Source organism: Rhizobium sp. TAL182 (genome assembly GCF_002117725.1).
GTDB lineage: Bacteria > Pseudomonadota > Alphaproteobacteria > Rhizobiales > Rhizobiaceae > Rhizobium > Rhizobium esperanzae.
This window is the reverse complement of record NZ_CP021028.1, coordinates 139,215-160,809: the sequence shown is the minus strand read 5'-3', so window position 1 is coordinate 160,809 and position 21,595 is coordinate 139,215. Positions and strand designations below refer to the sequence as shown.

Below are 21,595 nucleotides of genomic sequence, written 5' to 3'. Positions count from 1 at the left end.
TGCCGATCCCTTTTGAAGAAAAGCAGAAGGGGAATTTCAATGCAGACTTTTTCGAAGATTGCTTCTACCACAGCGCTGGCGGTATCGCTGATGCTTGGGCTTGCCTCCGTCGCAGAGGCGGAACAGAAGACGGAATTCAAGGTCGCCTGGTCCATCTATGTCGGATGGATGCCTTGGGGCTACGCGGCCGACCACGGCATCGTCAAGAAATGGGCTGACAAATACGGTATCAAGATCGACGTCACCCAGTTCAACGACTATGTGGAATCGATGAACCAGTACACGGCTGGCGCCTTCGATGCGGTGACGCTGACCAATATGGACGGGCTGTCGATCCCGGCCGCCGGCGGCGTCGATACGACTGCCGTGATCGTCGGTGACTTTTCGAACGGCAACGACGCCGTGATCCTGAAGGACAAGGCGAGCCTTGCCGATATCAAGGGCCAGAACGTCAATCTCGTCGAGTTCTCCGTCTCGCACTATCTGCTCGTCCGCGCGCTCGAAAGCATCAAGCTGACGGAACGTGACGTGAAGGTGGTCAACACCTCCGATGCCGACATGGTCGCAGCCTATAAGACGCCTGACGTCTCTGCCGTCGTCACGTGGAATCCGCTGGTCTCCACCATCCTCGAAGATCCCTCGGCCAAGAAGGTGTTCGATAGTTCGCAGGTGCCGGGCGAAATCATCGACCTGATGGTCGCCAATAGCAGCGTACTCAAGGACAATCCGAACTTCGGCAAGGCGCTTGCCGGCATCTGGTATGAGACGGCCGCACTGCTGCGGGCGGACACCGCCGAAGGCAAGGCAGCCCGCGAGGCCATGGGCTCGGCTTCGGGCACCGATCTTGCCGGCTTCGAAGCCCAGCTTGCCGCCACCAAGCTGTTCGACAAGCCGGCTGATGCGGTTGATTTCACCGCTTCGCCCAATCTGCCGAAGACCATGGATCTGGTGCGCAACTTCCTTTTCGAGAAGGGACTGCTCGGCAACGGCGCGCCATCCGCCGACGTCATCGGCATCGAAATGCCGGACGGCAAGGTGCTGGGCGACCCCGGCAATGTGAAGCTGCGCTTCACCGAGGCCTACATGAAGGCAGCCGCCGACGGTTCGCTCTGATCGCGGGCGCGGCCTGCCCGCGCTCCCTCCCCTTCATCAGCGGAGCATTTCCCATGCGTTGGATCAACACGAGGCCGAGCCGCGGCGCCCAGTTCGCCCTGACGATGCTGCCCTTCGTGCTGCTTGCCTTTGCCTATGCCTTCGGTTCGGCCGCGCGGCTGGCTGATAACGCCAATGACAAGCTTCTGCCGAGCCTTGCCGGCTTTGCCGATGCGATCAACCGTCTGGCCTTCGTCGCCGACCCGCGTACCGGCGAGTTTCTGCTCTGGTCGGACACCGGCGCGAGCCTGGTCCGCCTGCTCTCCGGCCTCGGCATCTCGACGGCGATAGCGCTCACCATCGGCATGCTGATCGGCATGCTGCCTTATCTCAGAGCGCTGCTCGCTCCCTTCATCGCCGTCATTTCCATGGTGCCGCCACTGGCGCTGCTGCCGATCCTCTTCATCGTCATGGGGCTTGGCGAAACATCGAAGATCGCCCTCATTGTCATCGGCGTCGCGCCGACGATGATCCGCGATCTGGCTCTGAAGGCGCTGGAACTGCCGCGCGAACAGATCGTCAAGGCCGAGACGCTCGGCGGTTCCTCCTGGCAGATCGGTCTGCGTATCGTGCTGCCGCAGATCTTGCCGCGGCTGATCACCTGCCTCAGACTGCAGCTCGGTCCGGCCTGGCTGTTCCTGATCGCGGCCGAGGCAATCTCTTCCGACTCCGGCCTCGGCTACCGCATCTTCCTCGTCCGCCGCTATCTCTCGATGGATATCATCTTTCCCTATGTCGTCTGGATCACCCTGCTTGCCGTGGTCATGAACGCCCTGCTCGATCGCCTGCGCATCGCCGTCTTCCCCTGGTCGGAGCTGGAGAAGCAGGCATGAGCGAGTTGAAGATCGAAAAGGTCTGGAAGGAATATGGGGACCAGATTGTACTTGAAGACGTGTCCTTGACCGTCGCCTCGCGCGCCTTCGTCGCCCTTGTCGGCCCTTCCGGCTGTGGCAAGACCACCTTCCTGCGCATGCTGCTCGGCCAGGAGCAGCCGACGAAGGGCAAGATCCTGCTCGACGGCGAGCCGCTGCCGCCGGAGCCGGGACCGGATCGCGGCGTCGTCTTCCAGCGCTATTCCGTCTTTCCGCACCTGACGGTGCTCGGCAACGTGCTGCTCGGCAGGGAGTTTTCCGGCGCGCGCTACAAGGCCAAGCTCTTCGGTGCCGCACGCCGCAACGCCATTGAGGAAGCACGCCAGTTGATCGCCGAGGTCGGGCTCGCCGGTTCGCAGGACAAATATCCGGCCCAGCTTTCCGGCGGCATGCAGCAGCGCCTGGCGCTCGCCCAGGCGCTCATCATGAAGCCGAAGGTGCTGCTGCTCGATGAACCCTTCGGCGCGCTCGATCCCGGCATCCGCGCCGAGATCCACACGCTGATGAAGCGGCTCTGGCATGAAACGCAGATGACCGTCGTCATGGTCACCCACGACATGCGTGAAGCTTTCACGTTGGCCAGCCGCGTCGTCGCCTTCGAACGCCGCCGTGACCGGCCGGAAGAGAAGGAGCGCTACGGCGCCACCATTACCAAGGACATTGCTATCTGGCCGCCGCGCCTTGCCGGCCAGTCATCGATCTTCAGCCCCGACCGGGACGGCCCGGTCGCTTCCCTGGGGCACAGCCGGGACGACCTGGCATCATCAGGAGAGACGCTATGATGCATGTGAGACGATCGCCCGAAGAAATTGCCGCCAATCGCGCGCGTTACGAGGAGCACCAAAAAAAGGGTCTGGAATTTGCGCCTAAGACCCTGCCCGGCCCAAGCCCAGTGCCGGCATCGGCCATCGCTGCCGCCGCGATCATCCATCAGGAGACCATTCCGGGCGGCTGGTACTGGTCGACGAAACTTCTGCGCGGCGAGGCGATCCGAATCGACCAGGGCGAGGGAAATTCCACCGTGGCGCTCGTCGCCTGGAATGCCGAGGATACGAGCGAGCGGATCAATCTCGTCGATACCGCCAAGGTCCAGTGGACGACCGCACTCGGCAAGGGGCGGGTGATCTTCTCGGATATGGGCCGCGTCATGTTCTCGATCATCGAGGATAGTTCCGGCGCCCATGACTGCCTGATGGGCGGCTCGACGGCCGCCTCGAACGCAGCGAAATATCCGGGCGAAAAAACGCGCAACACCCGGGACAACCTGATCATCATCGCCGTCAAGCTCGGCCTCGACAGGCGCGATATACCCGGCATCCTCAACCTCTTCGCACCCGTCCGCCTGGCCGAGGCCGGAGGTTTCGGCTGGCAGGGCAAGCGCTCTAACAGCGGCGATTACGTCGAGCTGCGCGCTGAGATGGACATGCTGGTCGGCTTTTCCACCTGCCCGCATCCGCTCGATCCCGATCCCGCCTATCAGCCGAAGGCTGTCGTCATCACCCGCTACAAGGCGGCAGTCCCGGCTGCCGATGATCTTTGCCGCACGGCAACGGCGGAAGCCGTGCGGGGTTTCGAAAACAACACTCTGATGCAGGCCTGAGGAGAAGACGATGTCCGATTTCATCCAGACCTCCCCTGCCCGTACTATTCAAAACGCTGTGCAGGATCATTTCATTCCGGCCGAAGCCCCATGGTCCGGCGTCGTGCGCAAGGGCCAGACGATCCGCATCGAAGACAGTCTTGGCCAGCAGGCGATCGACACGCTCTTCTATCGCGCCGACGATTTTTCAGAGCGCTATTCCAATCAGGATACAATGCGCATGCAGGGCGCCGCCTATATCGGCATCGGCACGAAGATCATGTCGAATGAAGGCAATGTCATGCTGACCATGACGGCTGACAGCTGTGGCCGCCATGATACGTCCGCCGGCGCCTGCTCCTGCGAGAGCAATACGGTGCGTTTCGGCCATGGCACGAAATACCTGCATGCCTGCCGCGACAATTTCGTCCTCGAAGTTTCGAAACACGGCATGGGCAAACGTGACATCGTGCCGAACATCAACTTCTTCATGAACGTGCCGATCAAGCCGACCGGCGAGATGACCATCGTCGACGGCATTTCCGCGCCGGGCGATTATGTCGAGCTCGTCGCGGAGATGGACGTCCTCTGCGTCATCTCCAACTGCCCGCAGATCAACAACCCGTGCAACGGCTTCGACCCGACGCCGATCCGGGTGCTGATCTGGGATGGCGAGGACTGAGCATGTTCAAGAAAGTCCTGATCGCCAACCGGGGCGAAATCGCCGTCCGCGTTATCAAGACGCTGCGTCGGATGGGCATTGCTTCTGTTGCTGTCTATTCCGATGCCGACCGCTTCGCCAAGCCTGCCATGATGGCGGATGAAGCAGTGCGTCTCGGGCCGGCGCCTGCCAGCGAAAGCTATTTGAATGTCGACGCCGTCATTGCCGCGTGCAAGGCGACGGGGGCCGAGGCCGTTCATCCCGGCTACGGATTCCTGTCGGAAAATATGGATTTCGCCGAGCGCCTTGCCGCCGAAGGCATCGCCTTCATCGGGCCACGGCCCGAGCACCTCTCTGCCTTCGGGCTGAAACATACGGCGCGCGAACTCGCCAGGGCGAGCGGCGTGCCATTGCTGCCTGGCACCGGCCTGCTTTCAAGGGCTGATGACGCGCTCGCTGCGGTAGAACAGATCGGCTATCCCGTGATGCTGAAAAGCACGGCCGGCGGCGGCGGCATCGGCATGCAGCTCTGTGCCGATGCCGAAAGCCTGAAGGCGTCCTTCGAAAGCGTGCAGCGTACGGCGCGGGCAAGCTTCGGCGATGCGCGCGTCTATATCGAGCGTTTTGTGGCCGAGGCACGGCATGTCGAAGTGCAGATCTTCGGCAATGGCCAAGGCAAGGTCATCGCGCTCGGCGAGCGCGACTGCTCGTTGCAGCGGCGAAACCAGAAGGTGGTCGAGGAAACTCCGGCCCCCGGCCTTTCGGCCGCGACCCGCGCCCGCCTGCATAAGTCGGCCATCGATCTTGGTGCTGCCGTCTCCTACGAATCCGCCGGCACCGTGGAATTCATCTACGATCCCCAGCGCGAGGAGTTCTACTTCCTTGAGGTCAACACCCGCCTGCAGGTCGAACATCCCGTCACCGAAGCTGTGTTCGGCATTGACCTCGTAGAATGGATGATCCGTCAGGCGGCCGGCGAGGACGTGCTCTCGGGCGCCGAGACCCTGCAGCCGAAGGGAGCGGCGATTGAAGTGCGCGTCTATGCCGAGATGCCGCATGCCGATTTCCGCCCGAGTGCCGGGCTGCTGACGGAGGTGTCCTTTACTCAAGATACGCGCATCGACGGTTGGATCGAGACCGGCACGGAGGTCACGCCCTTCTATGATCCGATGCTCGCCAAAGTGATAGTGTCAGCCGAGGACCGTCCGGCCGCGATCGAAAAACTGAAGGCGGCACTTGGCGAAACATCGATATCAGGCATCGAGACCAATCTCGACTATCTCAGGGCCATCGCGAGCTCCGAGCTTCTGGCGAGCGGCAAGGTGGCGACGACGGCGCTGCGCCACTTTTCCTTCGTGCCTGATGTCATCGAAGTGATTGCGCCGGGCGCGCAATCGAGTATCCAGGAACTGCCGGGACGGCTTGGCCTCTGGCATGTCGGCGTGCCGCCGAGCGGGCCGATGGACGAGCGCTCCTTCCGCCATGCCAACCGCCTCGTCGGCAATGGCGACATGGTTGCAGCGCTGGAGCTGACGGTCTCCGGCCCGATGCTGAAATTCCATACCGATACGACAGTTGCCCTTGCCGGCGCCAGGATGGCGATGAGCATCGACGGCGTGAATCTGCCGCATGGCAAGGCGGTGACCATCCGCGCCGGCCAGATCCTCGCAATCGGCAGCATCGATGGACCGGGGCAGCGGGCTTACCTTGCCGTAGCAGGGGGCCTTGCCGCCCCCGTCGTGCTCGGCTCGCGCGCTACCTTCGGCCTCGGTCAGTTCGGCGGCAATGCCACCGGCACGCTGAAGACCGGCCATGTGCTGCGTCTTGCCCGCCAGGCTGCAGCCGAACCACCCAAGCCGGCAACAGAGCCTTTGGAATTGACGCGCGAATGGGATGTCGGTGTCGTCTACGGTCCGCATGGCGCGCCTGATTTCTTTCAGGACGGCGATATCGAGACGTTGTTTTCGGCGAGCTACGAGGTGCATTTCAACAGCGCCCGCACCGGCGTGCGGCTGATCGGTCCCGCGCCGAAATGGGCGCGTAGCGATGGCGGGGAGGCGGGCCTCCATCCCTCCAACCTGCATGACAATGCCTATGCGATCGGCGCGATCGATTTCACCGGCGACATGCCGATCATTCTCGGGCCTGACGGCCCGAGTCTCGGCGGCTTCGTCTGCCCGGCGGTGATCGCGCGTGACGAACAATGGAAGATGGGCCAGTTCAAGCCGGGTGATCGCATCCGCTTTCATCCCGTCGCGCGATCGGATGATCCGATTGCCGGCCCGGCCGTGCATCGGGCGAAGGAAGAGACCGGCTCGCCGGTTATCGCAAAAAGTGACGTCGGGCCTGTCTCCGTTGTCTATCGCCGTCAGGGCGATGACAATCTGCTGGTCGAATACGGACCGATGACGCTCGATATCGCCCTGCGGCTGAGAGTGCACCTGCTGATGCAAGCCGTCTCGCAGGCCCGTCTGCCCGGTATCATCGATCTCACGCCCGGCATCCGCTCGCTGCAGATCCATTATGACGGCACGACGGTGACCCGCAAACGCCTGCTCGGGCTGCTGTCCGAAATCGAAGCGAGCCTGCCGGCGGCCCAGGACGTCACCGTGCCGAGCCGCATCGTGCATCTGCCGCTTTCCTGGAACGACCCGGACGCGGAACTTGCCAAGCGCAAATATCAGGAACTCGTGCGGCCGAATGCGCCCTGGTGCCCTGATAACATCGAGTTCATCCGCCGCATCAACGGGCTGGCAGACGAACAGGCCGTGCGCGACGTCGTCTTCGATGCGAGCTACCTCGTGCTCGGCCTCGGCGACGTCTATCTCGGCGCACCGGTGGCGACCCCGGTCGATCCGCGCCATCGGCTGGTAACGACGAAGTACAATCCCGCCCGCACCTGGACGCCTGAAAATGCCGTCGGCATCGGCGGGGCCTATATGTGCATCTACGGCATGGAAGGACCCGGCGGCTACCAGCTCTTCGGGCGCACCATCCAAGTCTGGAATACCTGGCGGCAGACGCCGGTCTTTGCCAAGGGCAAGCCGTGGCTGCTCGACTTTTTCGATCAGATCCGCTTCTTCCCGATCAGCCATCAGGAATTGGCGGAAGCCCGCAGCGCCTTTCCGCATGGCGGTTATCCCGTCAAGATCGAGGAGACCGAATTTTCCTACGCCGCCTATGAGCAGCAATTGCAGGCGAATGCCGCCTCGATCGCGACCTTCAAGGCACGCCAGCAGGCCGCCTTCGACGCCGAACGCCAGCGCTGGAAGGAGGCGGGCCTCGACAGCTTCGTTACCGACGAAGGCACCGGCGAAAGCCCGGATGGGGACATTCCCCAAGGCTGCTTCGGTGTTGCCAGCGCCGTGCCCGGCAATATCTGGAAACTGCTGGTCGAGCCGGGCGCACCGGTTGCGGCTGGCGACACGCTTGCCATCATCGAATCCATGAAAATGGAAATCAACGTCACCGCACATGCGCCGGGCCGTGTCCGCGACCTCCGCGCCGGGCCCGGACGAAACGTCAAAGCGGGCGATATCATTGTTGTTCTGGAGGAGTGCTGACCCATGCTGCCGACCATTCTTGATCTGACCAGCCTTCGCGCAGCCTATGAGGCAGGCAAAACCCCGCTCGATATCATCGAGATCGTCATTGCCCGTCGCAATGACGCGACGGATCCCGCTATCTTCATCACGCCGGCACCTGATGAAGCCTTGCGGGGCGAGGCACGGGCTCTGATGGAACGGGCGCCTGATCCCAACAGCCTGCCGCTTTGGGGCATTCCCTTCGCGGTCAAAGACAATATCGACGTGGCGGGACTGCCGACGACAGCTGCCTGCCCTGCCTTTTCCTACCGGCCGGAGAAGGACGCAACCGTCGTTGCGAGGCTGCGGGCTGCGGGCGCGATCGTCATCGGCAAGACCAATCTCGACCAATTCGCCACCGGCCTCAACGGCACACGTTCGCCCTATGGAGCGCCGCGCTCGGTCTTCGACAGGGACTATGTGTCGGGCGGCTCGAGCTCCGGCTCGGCAGTTACCGTTGCCTCAGGCCTGGCGAGCTTCGCGCTCGGCACCGACACAGCCGGCTCCGGTCGCGTGCCGGCGGCCTTCAACAATCTCGTCGGCATCAAACCGACGCCGGGACTGGTGCCGAATGTCGGCGTCGTGCCGGCCTGCCGCAGCGTCGATGTCGTCACCGTCTTTGCTGCAACGGTCGGCGACGGCGTCACGATCCGCAAGGTGATGGAGGGCTACGATGCCGCCGATCCGTTCTCGCGCAAGGCCGTGCCATTCAGCCTGCCCGCCTCCGGTTTGCGGATCGGCGTGCTCGATGGGGCCGAGCGGGAATTCTTCGGCAACAGGCAGGTCGAGGCTCTCTATGACGCCGCAATCGAAAGAGCGCGCGACCTCGGCGCCACCATCGTTGCCTTCGACTACGCGCCGTTCCGGCAGGCGGCAGAACTGCTCTACAATGGCCCCTGGGTCGCCGAACGGCTGGCGGCAGTGAAGAATTTTCTTGCCACCAATGCCACCGACTTCGAGCCGACGGTTCGCACCATCATCGAGGGCGCGAAAGCCTATGACGCAGTCGCCGCCTTCGAAGGCAGATACAAGCTCGAAGCGCTGCGCCAGAAGACCGGGAAGGAATGGGAAAAGGCTGATCTCCTGATGCTGCCGACCTCTCCGACCACCTATACGGTCGAAGAAATGTTGGCGGATCCGATTGTGAAAAACGGCCATTTCGGCCGGTACACCAACTTCGTCAATCTGCTCGATTGCGCGGCGATCGCCGTTCCAGCCGGCTTCGACGCCGATGGTCATCTCCCGGCCGGCGTGACCCTGATCGGCCCCGCCTTTACCGATGACGCCCTTGCCCGCTTCGCCGACGCCATGCACCGGACGGCGAACGCCGGCATGGGCAAGGACCGTCTGTCGGCAATCCCCGAGGCGAGCCGCGTGCCGCCCGCCGATGACGGCTTGGTGCCGATCGTCGTCGTCGGGGCGCATCTGACCGGCATGCCTCTCAACCACGAACTGACGCGACCGGGCGGCAGGCGCATCAAATCCTGCCGTACTGCACCGGATTACCGCCTCTTCGTGCTGCCGGGCACCGTCCCGCCGAAGCCAGGCCTGATCCGTGAACCGGGTTTTGACGGCAAGGGTCTCGAAGTCGAGGTGTGGAACGTCACTCCGGAGGCTTTCGGGCGCTTTGTCCAGAACATCCCGGCTCCACTCGGCATCGGCAAGGTAACGCTCGATGACGGTTCCCAAATTTCCGGTTTTCTTTGCGAGGCTCATGCCATCGAAGGCGCGCGCGAAATCACGGAATTGGGGGGCTGGCGCGCCTACGTCTCAGATCAAATGAAAAAAGCATGAAGCATCGTCTCAAAAAAATCCTCCTGGCGATACTTGCGGGCCTTGAGGCACGAAGTGCTTCAAGGCGGTTCGGCCACCGCAGGATTTCATGACGAGGTGGGGCCGAGACGATATCGCATTTGCCATATTTTTGCTTCGACGCCTGAGGACGATCGCGAACAAGAAATTCGCTGCGTTATGGACAAAGGGCAGCCGCTGCAGTTGCGGCCGCCATGGCTGTCGCCTTGTCGCAGATGACCTGCAAGATTTCAGGTGCCTCGCGCGCTCGGCTCTCCGGTTTTTGCAAACACCGCGCTCGCATCGCTGACCATCACCACGTGGGAATAAGCTGCCTGTGCGGCAGCGATGCCATCCGCTCGCATGACTGCCATCACGATCCGACCGTGTTCCTCGTAGGACCTTGCCAAGCGACCGGGCAGCCGAAACTGCGCCCGCCGAAATGGGGCGAGCCGTGCCCGTGTCTGCGTCACCATCTCAAAGATGTGATCATTATGCGCCCCGCGATAAAGGCGGGTGTGGAATTCCGTGTTATGCGCCGAATACTCCTCTTCCGCGCCGGCATGCACGAGCCTCATCGAGGCCTTATGCTCCAACTCCAGCGTGCGCCGCTCGTCGACCGTCATACGCTCGGCCGAGAGCCTGGCGCAGATCGCTTCGAGTTCCGCCATCGCCTCGAACATCGAATGCAGATAGGTTTCGGTCACGGTGGTGACGACGGCGCTGCGGTTCGGCTCCCGGTCGACAAGCCCCATCGCCCCGAGTTCACGGAGCGCCTCGCGCACCGGTGTGCGCGACACTTCGAAACGAGCAGCCAGCGAGACCTCATCAAGCTTCTCGCCCGGCAGCATCTGTCCGGTCACGATCATGTCCGCGATCGCCCGCACCATCTGCTCGACGGTCGTCCCTGCCCTGATGATTTCTCTGCGCCTGATTTGCTTCAAGGAATGATTCTACATTGAGGTTGCATACACATGCCCGCCCAAGCGGGCAAAGTCAAATCTCAGTATATATTATTGATGTATCTAGCAAAAATGCATCCTTCACTATCGGCTTAACCTGCACCTCAAACCCAACGACGCAGATGTAAGACAATTTTATAGGCTATGCATATTTTTTAATCTTATTTCAAGATGAAATTGCATGCACTTTTCGGACATCGGGCGAGGAAAGACAATTTCCATCGTAGAATCAATGTAATAAATTCTGGCACGACCATTGCATACACTTTTCTGTAACCAATCGAAAACGGCAACCGCCGTCAGGGGAGCATTCCGATGACCAGACTCCTTTCCATGAAACGACGCCATTTTCTTCGGGCTTCCGCCGCCGCCACTCTCGTCGGCGCGGCGCCCGGTCTCCTCTCCTCGCGCGCGCTCGCGCAGACGCCCCTGACCGTCGGCTTCGTCTATGTCGGTCCCAAGGATGACTATGGCTACAACCAGGCGCATGCCGAGGGTGCTGCCGCCGTCAAGGCGGTGCCCGGCGTCACCGTCGTCGAGGAAGAGAACGTGCCCGAGACGGTGGACGTTCAGAAGACGATGGAATCGATGATCAATCTCGACGGCGCCACCCTGCTCTTCCCGACCTCCTTCGGCTATTTCGATCCGCATATGCTGGCCATGGCCGCCAAATATCCCGATATCCAGTTCCGCCATTGCGGCGGGTTATGGCAGGAGGGCAAGCACCCCGCCAATACCGGCTCCTATTTCGGTTATATTTTCCAGGGGCAGTACCTGAATGGCATCGCTGCCGGCCATGCGACGAAGAGCAAGAAGATCGGCTTCGTCGCGGCCAAGCCGATCCCACAGGTGCTGCAGAACATCAATGCCTTCCTGCTCGGCGCACGCGCAGTCGATCCGACCATTACCTGCCAGGTGATTTTCACCGGCGAATGGTCGCTTGCGGTCAAGGAGGCAGAAGCCACCAACGCGCTGGTCGATCAGGGCGCGGACGTCATCACCTGCCATGTCGACAGTCCAAAGGTGGTCGTGGAAACCGCCGCCGGCCGCGGCGCCTTCGTCTGCGGCTACCACGCCAACCAGAGCCCGCTTGCGCCTGAGAAATACCTCACAGGCGCTGAATGGGCCTGGGGCAATGTCTATGGCGACTTCGTCAAGAAGGCGCAGGCCGGCGAAAAGCTCGGCAATTTCGTGCGTGGCGGCCTGAAGGACGGTTTCGTCAAGATGAGCGCGCTCGGCCCCGGCGTTTCCGAGGCGGGCCGCAAGGCATTCGAGGCGACGCATGCCGACATGATGAAGGGCGGCTTCTCGGTCTTCAAGGGGCCGCTGAAGGACAACAAGGGCAACACCATCGTCACGGCCGACAAGAGCTACGCGGAAGACGCGATCGAGCTCGAAAGCATGAACTATCTGGTCGAGGGTGTCGTCGGGTCCACGGTGTAAACCGCGTGAGGGAGAAGCGCATGACCGTTCAGGCCAATGATCCCGCGATATCAGTCGCTTCCGACGATCCCACCGCGCTGCGTCCCCTGCTCGAATGGATCGCGCGCAGGGCGGAACCTGTGGCCATCGGCCTTGCGGCCATCCTGATCGGGCTCGGGCTCTTCTCCCTCTTCATCCTGGCGATCGGCAAATCGCCGGCCATGCTCTTCCAGCTCATGTATACCGGCGGCTTCGGCAGCTGGTTTTCGGTGCAGAACAGCTTAAGCCGTGCCGCACCCCTTCTCCTGACGGCACTCTGCGTCGCCCTGCCCGCCCGCCTCGGTCTCGTCATCATCGGCGGGGAAGGAGCGGTCGTGCTGGGCGGCGTTGCCGCCGCAGCCATGGCCATGCCGCTTGGCGGCGCGGCCCCCGCGTTTCCCACTCTTATTCTGATGGCGATTGCCGCCATGGTCGTCGGTGGCATCTGGATCGGCTTTGCAGGGTTCCTGCGCCATTACCGCGGCGTCAACGAGACCATTTCTTCGCTGCTGCTCTCCTATATCGCCATTGCCCTGATGAACCAGTTCGTCGAGGGGCCGCTACGCGATCCGGCCAGTCTCAACAAGCCCTCGACCAAGCCGCTGCCGCCCGAATACATGCTCGGCAACATTCCCGGCATGGATGTGCATTGGGGCCTCGTGATCGGCATCCTCGCCTGCATCCTCTCCTGGATCCTGATCGAGGTGACGAGCTTCGGTTTCGCCGCCCGCATCGCCGGCGGTAACGTGCGGGCCGCCCAAATCCAAGGTCTGCCGGTCGGCAGGCTGATCGCCGGCTTCACCGCGATCGCCGGCAGTTTCGCAGGTCTTGCCGGCATGATCGAGGTCGTCGCCGTCCAGGGGAGCGCCAATGCCTCGCTCGCCGCGGGTTATGGCTATACCGGCATCCTCGTCGCCTTCCTCGCCCGCCATAATCCGCTGGCGATCATCCCGGTCGCGATCCTGCTCGGGGGCATAGATGCTTCCGGCGGCCTCATCCAGCGCCGCATGGGCCTGCCCGATGCCACGGTGCTGGTGCTGCAGGGTACGCTCTTCATCATCATCCTCTTCTGCGAGACCTTCTACGGGCGCTTCAAGATCTTCAATCCCGACCTCTGGAAAAGGAGCCTCTGATGGAAGAGACGGGCATCGGCATCTGGGGCGTGCCGCTCGCGATCCTGGCGGGCGCCATCCGCGTTTCCACCCCCTTCATCTTCGTCAGCCTCGGCGAGACGATCACCGAGCGCTCCGGCCGCATCAATCTCGGCCTGGAAGGGACGCTCGTCTTCGGTGCGATGACGGCCTACGCCGTGGCCGTCATGACCAACTCGCCCTGGCTCGGCGTGCTCGCCGCCATGGCGACCGGCGCCATCTTCGGTCTCGTTCACGGCTGGATCTGCAAATGGCCGAAGGTGAACGACATCGCGATCGGCATCGCCATGATGCAGTTCGGCCTGGGCCTCGCCTTCTTCCTCGGCAAGTCCTTCATTCAGCCTGCAGCGCCGCATCTGCCGTCGATTCCCTTCGGCTTCTGGTCGAGCCTGCCGCAGATCCAGGCAGCGCTGAACATCAATGTTCTCTTCATCATTGGGGCCTTGCTGGCCTTCACCCTCTGGTGGGCCTTCCGGAATACGCGGCTGGGCCTCATCCTGCGCGTCGTCGGTGACAGCACGGATGCGGCGCGCGCCATGGGCATCAATCCCGATCGGGTGCGCCTGCTGGCCACCGCCGTCGGCGGGTCGCTGGCGGCGATCGGCGGCGCCTACCTGTCGCTCTATTATCCCGGATCGTGGAACGAGGGCATTTCTTCAGGCCAAGGCCTGATGGCCGTCGCGCTCGTCATCTTCGCCCGCTGGAACCCGATCGGCTGCTTCCTCGCCGCGCTGCTATTCGGCGGCGCCGGTGCGCTGGGGCCGGCGCTGCAATCGATCGGCGTGACCCAGGGCTATTATCTCTTCTATGCCGCGCCCTACGTGCTCACCCTCGTCATCATGATCGCGACCTCCTCACCGACACGTTCGCTTGCCGGTGCGCCGGGGGCGCTCTCGCTGACGAAGTGAGGCGGGAGCAGCTGATGTCCAACCGCGGCGCATTGAACGGATCGAAACGGTCGAACCGCGGCAGCAAAACATTCAAACTTGCGGGTGAATAGGAGAAGAAGACGATGGACGCCACGGTCGAGACCAAAGGACATTATATCGACGCCGATCCCTATCCCTGGCCATATAACGGCGCCCTGCGCCCGGACAATACGGCCCTCATCATCATCGACATGCAGACCGATTTCTGCGGCAAGGGCGGTTATGTCGACCACATGGGGTACGACCTGTCGCTGGTTCAGGCGCCGATCGAACCGATCAAGCGCGTGCTCGCCGCCATGCGCGCCAAGGGCTATCACATCATCCACACCCGCGAGGGTCATCGCCCCGATCTCGCCGACCTGCCGGCCAACAAGCGCTGGCGTTCACAGCGCATTGGCGCGGGCATCGGCGATCCTGGCCCGTGCGGACGCATCCTCACACGCGGCGAACCCGGCTGGGACATCATTCCTGAACTCTACCCGATCGAAGGCGAGACGATCATCGACAAGCCCGGCAAGGGCTCGTTTTGCGCCACCGACCTGGAGCTGATCCTCAACCAGAAGCGCATCGAGAACATCATCCTGACCGGGATCACCACCGACGTCTGCGTTTCCACCACGATGCGCGAGGCGAACGACCGCGGCTTCGAATGCCTGCTGCTGGAAGACTGCTGCGGCGCGACCGATTACGGCAACCACCTCGCTGCCATCAAGATGGTGAAGATGCAGGGCGGCGTCTTCGGCTCCGTCTCCAGTTCCGCAACGCTCGTGAGCCAGCTGCCATGAGCACGATCCGAGACACGCCGCTCCCGCAGGCCGGCAAGGCCGTCGGCATCGATACAATGGACATGACGATGCGCTTCGGCAGCTTCACCGCGCTTGACCACGTCTCGATCAAGGTGCCGGCCGGTAGTTTCCATGCGCTGCTCGGCGAGAACGGCGCGGGCAAGTCGACGCTCGTCAAATGCATCATGGGTTTCTATCACGCGACAGCGGGCTCGCTCTCCGTCGATGGTCGCGAAGTGGCAATCGCATCGCCTAGGGACGCGGCGGCCTATGGCCTCGGCATGGTCTATCAGCACTTCACGCTGGTCCCGTCGCTGACGGGTGCCGAAAACCTCGTCATCAGCCGCGCCGAAGTGCCTGCTGTCATCAACTGGGCGAAGGAGCGGAAGGATCTCGCCGCCTTCATGGAGCGCATGCCCTTCCAGATCCCGCTGGATCGCCCGGTGAGCGAACTGGCCGCCGGCGAGAAACAGAAGCTCGAGATCGTCAAGCAGCTCTATCTCGGCCGCTCCTTTCTGGTCCTCGACGAGCCGACCTCGGTGCTGACGCCCGCAGAAGCCGACGAGATGCTCGGCCTCGTGCGCGGGATGACGGAGCGCGGCGAACTGACCGTGCTGATGATCTCCCACAAGTTCCATGAGGTGACGAAGTTTGCCAATGCCGTCTCGATCCTGCGGCGCGGCAAGCTTGTCGGCTCTGGAAAAGTCGGGGAAGTCTCCACGGCCGAGATGGCGACGATGATGATCGGCGACGTCAAGCTCGCCGAACTCGACAGCCGCGTTCCCACCCCGCAGAGCGTCAAGCCGGTCCTCAAGGTCGAGCAGGTCAAGGCGCCTGACCGCACGGGTCTCAAGACCATCGAAATCGACGAGCTCATGGTTCACGCCGGCGAGATCGTCGGCATCGCCGGAATATCAGGCAATGGCCAGAAGGAATTGACCGAAATCCTCGCCGGCCAGCGCCCGACGGAAACCGGCCGCGTTATCGTCAACGGCGACGCCTATCGCGCGACACGGCCGGAGACGCGCAAGAACAATGTCCGTTTTATTCCCGAGGAGCCGCTACAGAATGCCTGTGCGCCGCGCATGACGGTCAGCGAAAATCTCGCCTTTCGAACGTTTGACCTCAAGGTAGACGGCAAGGACGCGCTCTGGCTGAACAAGGGCAGGATGAGGAAGCGCGCCGCGGCGCTGATTTCCGACTTCAAGGTGAAGACGGCCTCGTCTGCCTCGCCGATCGCGGCACTTTCCGGCGGCAATGTGCAGCGCGCCGTGCTTGCCCGCGAACTGACCGGCAAGGTGGATCTGCTGATCGTCTCGAACCCGTGCTTCGGCCTCGATTTCTCGGCCGTCGCCGAAATCCGCGCCCGCATCATGAAAGCGCGCAACGCTGGCGCTGCCGTGTTGCTGCTCTCCGAGGACCTCGACGAGCTGCTCGAGATGTCCGATCGGATCATGGTGATTTCCGAAGGTAGGCTGGTCTACGAAACGCCGGCGCGCTCAGCCGACATCGGCGTGATCGGTGCCCATATGGCGGGGCATCACTGATGGCGGAGATCAAGGCAGAACCCTTCGCCTTCCCGGTGAAGCACGACCAGCTCGCGCTGATCGTCATCGACATGCAGCGTGATTTCGCCGAGCCGGGCGGCTTCGGCGCCAGCCTCGGCAATGATGTCAGCCGCATCACCAGGATCGTGCCCGATGTCAAACGACTGATCCAGGGCTTTCGTTATGCCGGGCTGCCGGTCATTCACACAATGGAATGCCATCGGCCCGATCTTTCGGATCTGCCGCCGGCGAAACGCGACCGCGGCAATCCTACACTCAGGATCGGCGATGTAGGCCCCATGGGCCGCATCCTGATCTCTGGCGAGCCCGGCACCGCAATTCTGCCGGAGCTTGCTCCGGTCAAAGGCGAGGTCGTCATCGAAAAACCGGGCAAGGGCGCCTTTTATGCGACCGAGCTCGACGGAGTGCTGCAGCAGAAGGGTATCAAACAGCTGGTTTTCGCAGGCGTGACGACCGAAGTCTGCGTGCAGACCACCATGCGTGAGGCCAACGACCGCGGCTATGAATGCCTTCTCGCCGAGGAGGCCACGGAAAGCTATTTTCCGGAGTTCAAGGCCGCAGCCATCGCCATGATCCGCGCCCAGGGCGCAATCGTCGGCTGGACGGCTCATGTCAACGACATATTGGAAAGCATCGCCCATGCCTGAAACCACCCGCGAATTGCTCACATCAGGCGGCTGGAGGGATCTGCACTTCGCCCCCTTCCGCGATCAGGTGACGATCCACTGGATCCGGCCCTTCGAGGGCGACCAGCCCGGCGTGGCGCTCCTGAAATACGAGGCCGGGGCTGGCGTTCCCCGCCATCGGCATGAGGGGCTGGAAACCATTCTCGTGCTCGACGGAGTGCAATCGGATGAAGCCGGCAATTACGGCCGCGGCAGCTACATCGTCAACGCAGCCGGTACCGAGCACTCGGTCTGGAGCGACACCGGCTGTGTCGTGCTCATCCAGTGGGATCGACCCGTCAGCATACTGGAAGAGAAAACAGCATGAAGCAAACGATACCACCGCGATGCAGGCGGCTGGGATGAGCAGATCGATGGGGTTAATAAAGCTTCCGCTCCAATTCACCCCCAAGACTGGATTGCAGTTGAGCAGATTCGAACTGTCCTCACGGACATCTCGCATTATCAACGGGTTAAAGCGTTCCAAGCGAGACAGTAAGGTTTATCGGCGCCGGGTTACGCCTATTTCTGCTCCGCCTTTCCCGGCTGCTTCGTGGCTGCCTCTACAGCGCCGCCCTGCAAATCCGCCTCGTCCCCGACAATGGCGGCGGCCTCGTCGAGCAGGACGTCCTTGGCCTTTTTGCGGGCATTTTCCATGGCGATATCGGCGCTCAGGCTGCGCTCGTCCGCCTGCAGGCCATCGTCGCCGGCAAGATCTTCGCCATCGCCGGCTTCGGCGCGAGCCTTGAACCGAGCTTCCCGGGCCGCCGCTTCCTTGCGGCGTTCGGCTTCGTTCAGGGAAACGACGCCCTTCTCGCGCTGCGCCTTCAGATCGGCGATGTCCTGCAACAGACGCTGGAAGTCCTGATCGCTCTTGATCCGCGCATCGTGGCGGCTCTGCAAAGCCGGCAGCAACGCCGTAACATCGCCTTCCGGCGCGTATTTCGCCGGCTTGATCTCCGCCCACGGCAGGGCATTGTCATAACTGGTCTCGCCGAAGCTCGCGGGATCGGACAATGCGGGCAGGCTGACATCGGGGGTGACGCCGCGCAGCTGCGTCGTGCCGCCGTTGATCCGGAAAAACTGGGCGATCGTCACCTTCAGCTCGCCGAATTCGGGTTTGCTGTTGTGAACCACCTGGTCGAGATCGACGACCGTCTGAACCGTGCCCTTGCCGAAACTGGGCTCGCCGATGATCACCCCGCGGCCGTAATCCTGGATCGCCGCGGCAAAGATCTCCGAAGCCGAGGCCGAGCCGCGGTTGATCAGAACCCCCAAGGGACCTGTCCAGGCCGGCGTTGTCAGGTCGGCGCTCTTGACCTCGATCTTGCCGTTGCCGGCGCGCTGCTGAACGACCGGGCCCTTGCCGATGAAGAGGCCGGTGAGATCGATCGCCTCATCCAGCGAACCGCCGCCATTGTTGCGCAGATCGATGAGAACGCCATCGACCTTTTCCTCGTTCAGTTCGGCGAGAAGCTTGGCGACATCGCGGCTGGCGCTCTTGTAGTCTTTGTCGCCCTTGTTCTTGGCTTCGAAATCCTCATAAAAGACCGGCAGGGTGATGATGCCGATCTTGCGCGTGGCCTCGCCCGCCTTCACCGACAGCACGGTTTTCCTGGCGGCCTGCTTGTCGAGGCTGATCTTGTCGCGCACCAGGTTGACGACACGGTGCACGCCGTCTGCGCCGGCATCGGCCGGCAGGATGTCGAGCCGCACCACCGAACCTTTCTTGCCGCGGATCATCTGCACGACTTCATCAAGGCGCGTGCCCACCACCTCCTTGATCGGCCCGTCCTTGCCCTGGCCGACGCCGGTGATGCGGTCGCCGACGGCGAGCTTGCCGGAGAGCTGCGCCGGTCCGCCGGGCACGAGTTCGCGGATCGTCGTGTAATCGTCGCGCTCCTGCAGCACCGCGCCGATGCCGAACAGCGACAGCTTCATCGAGACATTGAAGTCGGCGGAAGCCGCCGCGCCGAAATAATCGGTATGCGGGTCGATCGAGTTCGAATAGGCATCCATGAACGACTGGAAGACGTCGTCGCTCTTGAACTTGTAAGCGCGCTCGAGCGTGTTTTCATAGCGTTTATCGAGCGTTTCGCGGATCGCCGCGTCGTCTTTGCCGCCGAGCTTCAGCCGCAGCCAGTCGTTCTTGACGCGCTTGCGCCAGAGATCGTTGCTTTCGGCTTCCGACTGCGGCCAGGGCGCCTTGTCGCGCAGCACCGCATAATCTTCCTTGCCGCTGAAATCGAAGCCCTGCTTGAGCAGGCTGCGCGCATAGGTCATGCGGTCGACGACGCGCTGTTGATAGGCGTTGAAGATCGCAAACGGGATCTTCAGGTCCTGCCGCTCGATGGCATCGTCGATCTCGCTGCGGTCGGCCATGAACTTGTCGATGTCGGCCTGCAGGAAGAGCATGCGGTCGGGATCAAGCGACTTGACGAACTGATCCATCACCCTGCCCGACAGGGCATCGTCGAGCGGAACCGGCTTGTAGCTGTATCGCGAGAGAAATTGCGCGCTGAGCTCAGCCGCCTGCGCCTGCCGCGTCAACGGCTTCAAGACCGGTGGCGCTGCGACCTCGGCATAGGCGGACGGGGCGAGTGCAAGAAATGCACCGAGAAAAACATAGGCTATGCGCATTCAGTCTTGATCCAATTCTTAATGCCGAGGGTGGATGTGAACTAAGTGAGGCAATTGTGGTTTTTTGGCAAGCAGGGGAGAATTGTTGGCCGGCGAAGCCAGGAAAAAACCATTCGGCAATGAATATTGCGACGGCGCGCAAGACCGCACCCCCGTGCGCTCGGAAAGTTTGAGTTGACCGTTTCGGGTGGCGAGGCGACAGTTGATCTGCAGCAAGGCAGGAGGAACATGATGGACGAGCAAGACCGCTGGCGCCAGATGGCAAGCGCACCGAGAGACGGCAGCCGCATCCTGGTGACGATCCGGGCGTCCGAACAGGGGCCGGCGGAAGTCGACCTAGCCTATTGGTCGCATGGCGATCAGTTCGGCGGCGAAGGCTGGCGCGCCTCGGATTCCTCGCCCGGGCACATCATCGAATATGCCGAGCCGGAGTTAAAGTGCTGGATGCCGATGCCCTCGGCCAATCGCACCTCGATGCCCTCGCCCTGGCAAGGCGAAGACGACGAGCAGCTGGATGGGTCGGGCATTTAAGGACCGGCGCAAGCCCTGTTTCCTGGCGCCCGACAAGATAGGCACGGCAGGTGGAGCAAGGTTCAGTCGAAAAAGCCCGCATCCTCTTCCCTGAGGTATCTCCCGGCCGCTTCAGCGTCGATGTCGAGGCCCAGCCCCGGCGCTTCCAGTAGATCCACCATGCTGTCCTTCACGATCTCAGGCGGCAAGCCGATTACCAGATCCTCCCACCAGGGGTCCGAAGCAGTCGGATATTCGAAGGCGACGTAATTTGCCGGCAACGTGGCGCAGACATTGATCAGCGCGCCGAGACCGAGCAGCCCGTTGGCAGTGCCATGCGGTGCCATCAGGATCGAGTGCATGTAGGCATGCTCGGCGACCCATTTGAGCTCGGCGATGCCGCCAATATCGGCTGGATCGGGGCCGATAACGCGGACTGCCTGCGTCTCGATCAGGTCCTTGAAATTATGCCGGAGGTAGATCTGCTCACCAGTGTGGATCGGTGTCGAAGTGGAGGTTGTCAGTTCCCGGTAGGCCTGCGGATTGACCCACGGCACGTAGTCGCCGGTCAGCATGTCCTCGAGCCACATCAAATTGTACTTCTCGACCGCGCGAGCGAACTTGATCGCATCCGGCAGCATCCAGCCCGGGCCGCAGTCGAGCGCCAGGCTGACCTTGTCGCCCAGCACTTCCTTCATCGCGATCACGCAGTCGAGCATGTGATTGAAACCCCGCTCGCTGATCACGCCCTGATCCATGGCGCCGTGATAGCCGGCCTTCTTCTGCGTCACCCCGTAGTGAAAGCCCTCGATGGTGTCCTTCATGTTGGAGTGGAACGAGATTCCTTGCTTGATCATGAAGAAGTTCTGCGGCTGCCCCATTATCCATTTGACGTCAGCGGCGTAATCCTCCGGCCGGTCGCCGGTGCGTTTCTGGCGGACCGAGCCGTTGTAGACCCGCACCTTGTCGCGCACCTTGCCGCCGAGCAGCTTATAGGCCGGCAGACCTGCGGCCTTGCCGGCAATATCCCACAGCGCATGCTCGATCGCGCTCACCGCCGCGCCGTATGGCTTGAAAGAGCCGCGCTGGCGGATCTTCAGCATCACTCTCTCGACGTCGGTCGGGTCCTCGCCGATCAGCGCCTCGCGGAAATGCAGCACCCAGGGCTTGAGATAGGCCTTGGTGAATTCGACTTCGCCCAGGCCATAGAGGCCCTCGTCCGTGACGATGCGGACGATCGGGTGTTTGCCGATAACGGCACAGCGCAGGTCGGTGATCTTCATCT

The 21,595-nt window shown here is 62.4% G+C and carries 18 protein-coding genes; 15 read left to right on the top strand and 3 right to left on the bottom strand.

What is annotated here, in order from left to right; translation table 11 throughout:
- The first annotated feature begins 39 nt into the window (after positions 1-39).
- Genes Tal182_RS27370 through atzF form a run of 7 tightly spaced genes read left to right on the top strand, consistent with a single transcriptional unit; the run spans position 40 to position 9,642 of the window.
- Positions 40-1,113: a putative urea ABC transporter substrate-binding protein gene (locus Tal182_RS27370; protein ID WP_085861506.1), complete on the top strand. Its 1,074-nt coding sequence runs from the start codon at positions 40-42 to the stop codon at positions 1,111-1,113.
- Between the two features lie 53 nt (positions 1,114-1,166).
- Positions 1,167-1,985 (top strand): ABC transporter permease subunit, encoded by an 819-nt coding sequence (locus tag Tal182_RS27365; protein ID WP_085861505.1) that lies wholly within the window; start codon positions 1,167-1,169, stop codon positions 1,983-1,985.
- Positions 1,982-2,806, top strand: a complete 825-nt coding sequence (locus Tal182_RS27360; RefSeq protein ID WP_011427978.1) for an ABC transporter ATP-binding protein — start codon at positions 1,982-1,984, stop codon at positions 2,804-2,806. Before Tal182_RS27365 ends, Tal182_RS27360 begins: the two co-directional genes overlap by 4 nt.
- Positions 2,803-3,624, top strand: a complete 822-nt coding sequence (locus Tal182_RS27355; RefSeq protein ID WP_085861504.1) for an urea amidolyase associated protein UAAP1 — start codon at positions 2,803-2,805, stop codon at positions 3,622-3,624. Before Tal182_RS27360 ends, Tal182_RS27355 begins: the two co-directional genes overlap by 4 nt.
- 10 nt (positions 3,625-3,634) lie before the next feature.
- On the top strand, positions 3,635-4,285 hold the full coding sequence (locus Tal182_RS27350; protein WP_011427976.1) for an urea amidolyase associated protein UAAP2: 651 nt from the start codon (positions 3,635-3,637) through the stop codon (positions 4,283-4,285).
- A 2-nt stretch (positions 4,286-4,287) separates the two neighbouring features.
- Entirely contained in the window at positions 4,288-7,827 is a 3,540-nt protein-coding gene (gene uca, locus Tal182_RS27345; protein ID WP_085861503.1) for an urea carboxylase, read from the top strand.
- 3 nt (positions 7,828-7,830) lie between these two features.
- Complete coding sequence (atzF, locus tag Tal182_RS27340; protein WP_085861502.1) at positions 7,831-9,642, top strand: allophanate hydrolase; 1,812 nt, start codon at positions 7,831-7,833, stop codon at positions 9,640-9,642.
- A 248-nt stretch (positions 9,643-9,890) separates the two neighbouring features.
- Here atzF and Tal182_RS27335 read toward each other — a convergent pair whose 3' ends face one another.
- Positions 9,891-10,583: a GntR family transcriptional regulator gene (locus tag Tal182_RS27335; protein WP_085861501.1), complete on the bottom strand. Its 693-nt coding sequence runs from the start codon at positions 10,581-10,583 to the stop codon at positions 9,891-9,893.
- Positions 10,584-10,916: 333 nt separating this feature from the next.
- Here Tal182_RS27335 and Tal182_RS27330 point away from each other — a divergent pair, with 333 nt between their 5' ends.
- From Tal182_RS27330 to Tal182_RS27300, 7 genes are all read left to right on the top strand, one after another.
- Positions 10,917-12,044, top strand: coding sequence for a BMP family ABC transporter substrate-binding protein (locus Tal182_RS27330; RefSeq protein WP_085861500.1), 1,128 nt, complete (start codon positions 10,917-10,919; stop codon positions 12,042-12,044).
- Between the two features lie 20 nt (positions 12,045-12,064).
- A complete protein-coding gene (locus Tal182_RS27325; protein ID WP_085861499.1) occupies positions 12,065-13,195 on the top strand; it encodes an ABC transporter permease in 1,131 nt (376 codons plus the stop codon).
- Positions 13,195-14,121 carry an ABC transporter permease gene (locus Tal182_RS27320; RefSeq protein ID WP_085861498.1) on the top strand — a complete coding sequence of 309 codons (927 nt, stop codon included), beginning with the start codon at positions 13,195-13,197 and terminating at the stop codon, positions 14,119-14,121. The genes Tal182_RS27325 and Tal182_RS27320 overlap by 1 nt, the downstream gene beginning before the upstream one ends.
- A 104-nt stretch (positions 14,122-14,225) precedes the next feature.
- On the top strand, positions 14,226-14,927 hold the full coding sequence (locus Tal182_RS27315) for an isochorismatase family cysteine hydrolase (protein WP_085861497.1): 702 nt from the start codon (positions 14,226-14,228) through the stop codon (positions 14,925-14,927).
- Positions 14,924-16,474 (top strand): ABC transporter ATP-binding protein, encoded by a 1,551-nt coding sequence (locus Tal182_RS27310; protein ID WP_085861496.1) that lies wholly within the window; start codon positions 14,924-14,926, stop codon positions 16,472-16,474. The genes Tal182_RS27315 and Tal182_RS27310 overlap by 4 nt, the downstream gene beginning before the upstream one ends.
- Entirely contained in the window at positions 16,474-17,142 is a 669-nt protein-coding gene (locus Tal182_RS27305; RefSeq protein WP_085861495.1) for a cysteine hydrolase, read from the top strand. Before Tal182_RS27310 ends, Tal182_RS27305 begins: the two co-directional genes overlap by 1 nt.
- On the top strand, positions 17,135-17,488 hold the full coding sequence (locus tag Tal182_RS27300) for a cupin domain-containing protein (protein ID WP_011427966.1): 354 nt from the start codon (positions 17,135-17,137) through the stop codon (positions 17,486-17,488). Before Tal182_RS27305 ends, Tal182_RS27300 begins: the two co-directional genes overlap by 8 nt.
- Before the next feature lie 194 nt (positions 17,489-17,682).
- On the opposite strand, the gene Tal182_RS27295 is transcribed toward Tal182_RS27300, so the two are convergent.
- A complete protein-coding gene (locus Tal182_RS27295) occupies positions 17,683-19,800 on the bottom strand; it encodes a carboxy terminal-processing peptidase (protein WP_085861494.1) in 2,118 nt (705 codons plus the stop codon).
- A gap of 231 nt (positions 19,801-20,031) precedes the next feature.
- On the opposite strand from Tal182_RS27295, the gene Tal182_RS27290 reads away from it, so the two are divergent.
- On the top strand, positions 20,032-20,331 hold the full coding sequence (locus Tal182_RS27290; protein ID WP_064808211.1) for a hypothetical protein: 300 nt from the start codon (positions 20,032-20,034) through the stop codon (positions 20,329-20,331).
- Positions 20,332-20,393: 62 nt separating this feature from the next.
- Here the strand turns inward: Tal182_RS27290 and Tal182_RS27285 are convergent, their stop codons facing one another.
- On the bottom strand, positions 20,394-21,593 hold the full coding sequence (locus tag Tal182_RS27285; protein ID WP_085861493.1) for a mandelate racemase/muconate lactonizing enzyme family protein: 1,200 nt from the start codon (positions 21,591-21,593) through the stop codon (positions 20,394-20,396).
- Between the last annotated feature and the right edge of the window lie 2 nt (positions 21,594-21,595).

Excerpts from the sequence above, each read along its gene's own strand:
- Tal182_RS27370 (WP_085861506.1), top strand. The coding sequence starts at position 40 with ATGCAGACTTTTTCGAAGATTGCTTCTACCACAGCGCTGGCGGTATCG.
- Tal182_RS27365 (WP_085861505.1), top strand. The coding sequence starts at position 1,167 with ATGCGTTGGATCAACACGAGGCCGAGCCGCGGCGCCCAGTTCGCCCTG.
- Tal182_RS27360 (WP_011427978.1), top strand. The coding sequence starts at position 1,982 with ATGAGCGAGTTGAAGATCGAAAAGGTCTGGAAGGAATATGGGGACCAG.
- Tal182_RS27355 (WP_085861504.1), top strand. The coding sequence starts at position 2,803 with ATGATGCATGTGAGACGATCGCCCGAAGAAATTGCCGCCAATCGCGCG.
- Tal182_RS27350 (WP_011427976.1), top strand. The coding sequence starts at position 3,635 with ATGTCCGATTTCATCCAGACCTCCCCTGCCCGTACTATTCAAAACGCT.
- uca (WP_085861503.1), top strand. The coding sequence starts at position 4,288 with ATGTTCAAGAAAGTCCTGATCGCCAACCGGGGCGAAATCGCCGTCCGC.
- atzF (WP_085861502.1), top strand. The coding sequence starts at position 7,831 with ATGCTGCCGACCATTCTTGATCTGACCAGCCTTCGCGCAGCCTATGAG.
- Tal182_RS27330 (WP_085861500.1), top strand. The coding sequence starts at position 10,917 with ATGACCAGACTCCTTTCCATGAAACGACGCCATTTTCTTCGGGCTTCC.
- Tal182_RS27325 (WP_085861499.1), top strand. The coding sequence starts at position 12,065 with ATGACCGTTCAGGCCAATGATCCCGCGATATCAGTCGCTTCCGACGAT.
- Tal182_RS27320 (WP_085861498.1), top strand. The coding sequence starts at position 13,195 with ATGGAAGAGACGGGCATCGGCATCTGGGGCGTGCCGCTCGCGATCCTG.
- Tal182_RS27315 (WP_085861497.1), top strand. The coding sequence starts at position 14,226 with ATGGACGCCACGGTCGAGACCAAAGGACATTATATCGACGCCGATCCC.
- Tal182_RS27310 (WP_085861496.1), top strand. The coding sequence starts at position 14,924 with ATGAGCACGATCCGAGACACGCCGCTCCCGCAGGCCGGCAAGGCCGTC.
- Tal182_RS27305 (WP_085861495.1), top strand. The coding sequence starts at position 16,474 with ATGGCGGAGATCAAGGCAGAACCCTTCGCCTTCCCGGTGAAGCACGAC.
- Tal182_RS27300 (WP_011427966.1), top strand. The coding sequence starts at position 17,135 with ATGCCTGAAACCACCCGCGAATTGCTCACATCAGGCGGCTGGAGGGAT.
- Tal182_RS27295 (WP_085861494.1), bottom strand. The coding sequence starts at position 19,800 with ATGCGCATAGCCTATGTTTTTCTCGGTGCATTTCTTGCACTCGCCCCG.
- Tal182_RS27290 (WP_064808211.1), top strand. The coding sequence starts at position 20,032 with ATGGACGAGCAAGACCGCTGGCGCCAGATGGCAAGCGCACCGAGAGAC.
- Tal182_RS27285 (WP_085861493.1), bottom strand. The coding sequence starts at position 21,593 with ATGAAGATCACCGACCTGCGCTGTGCCGTTATCGGCAAACACCCGATC.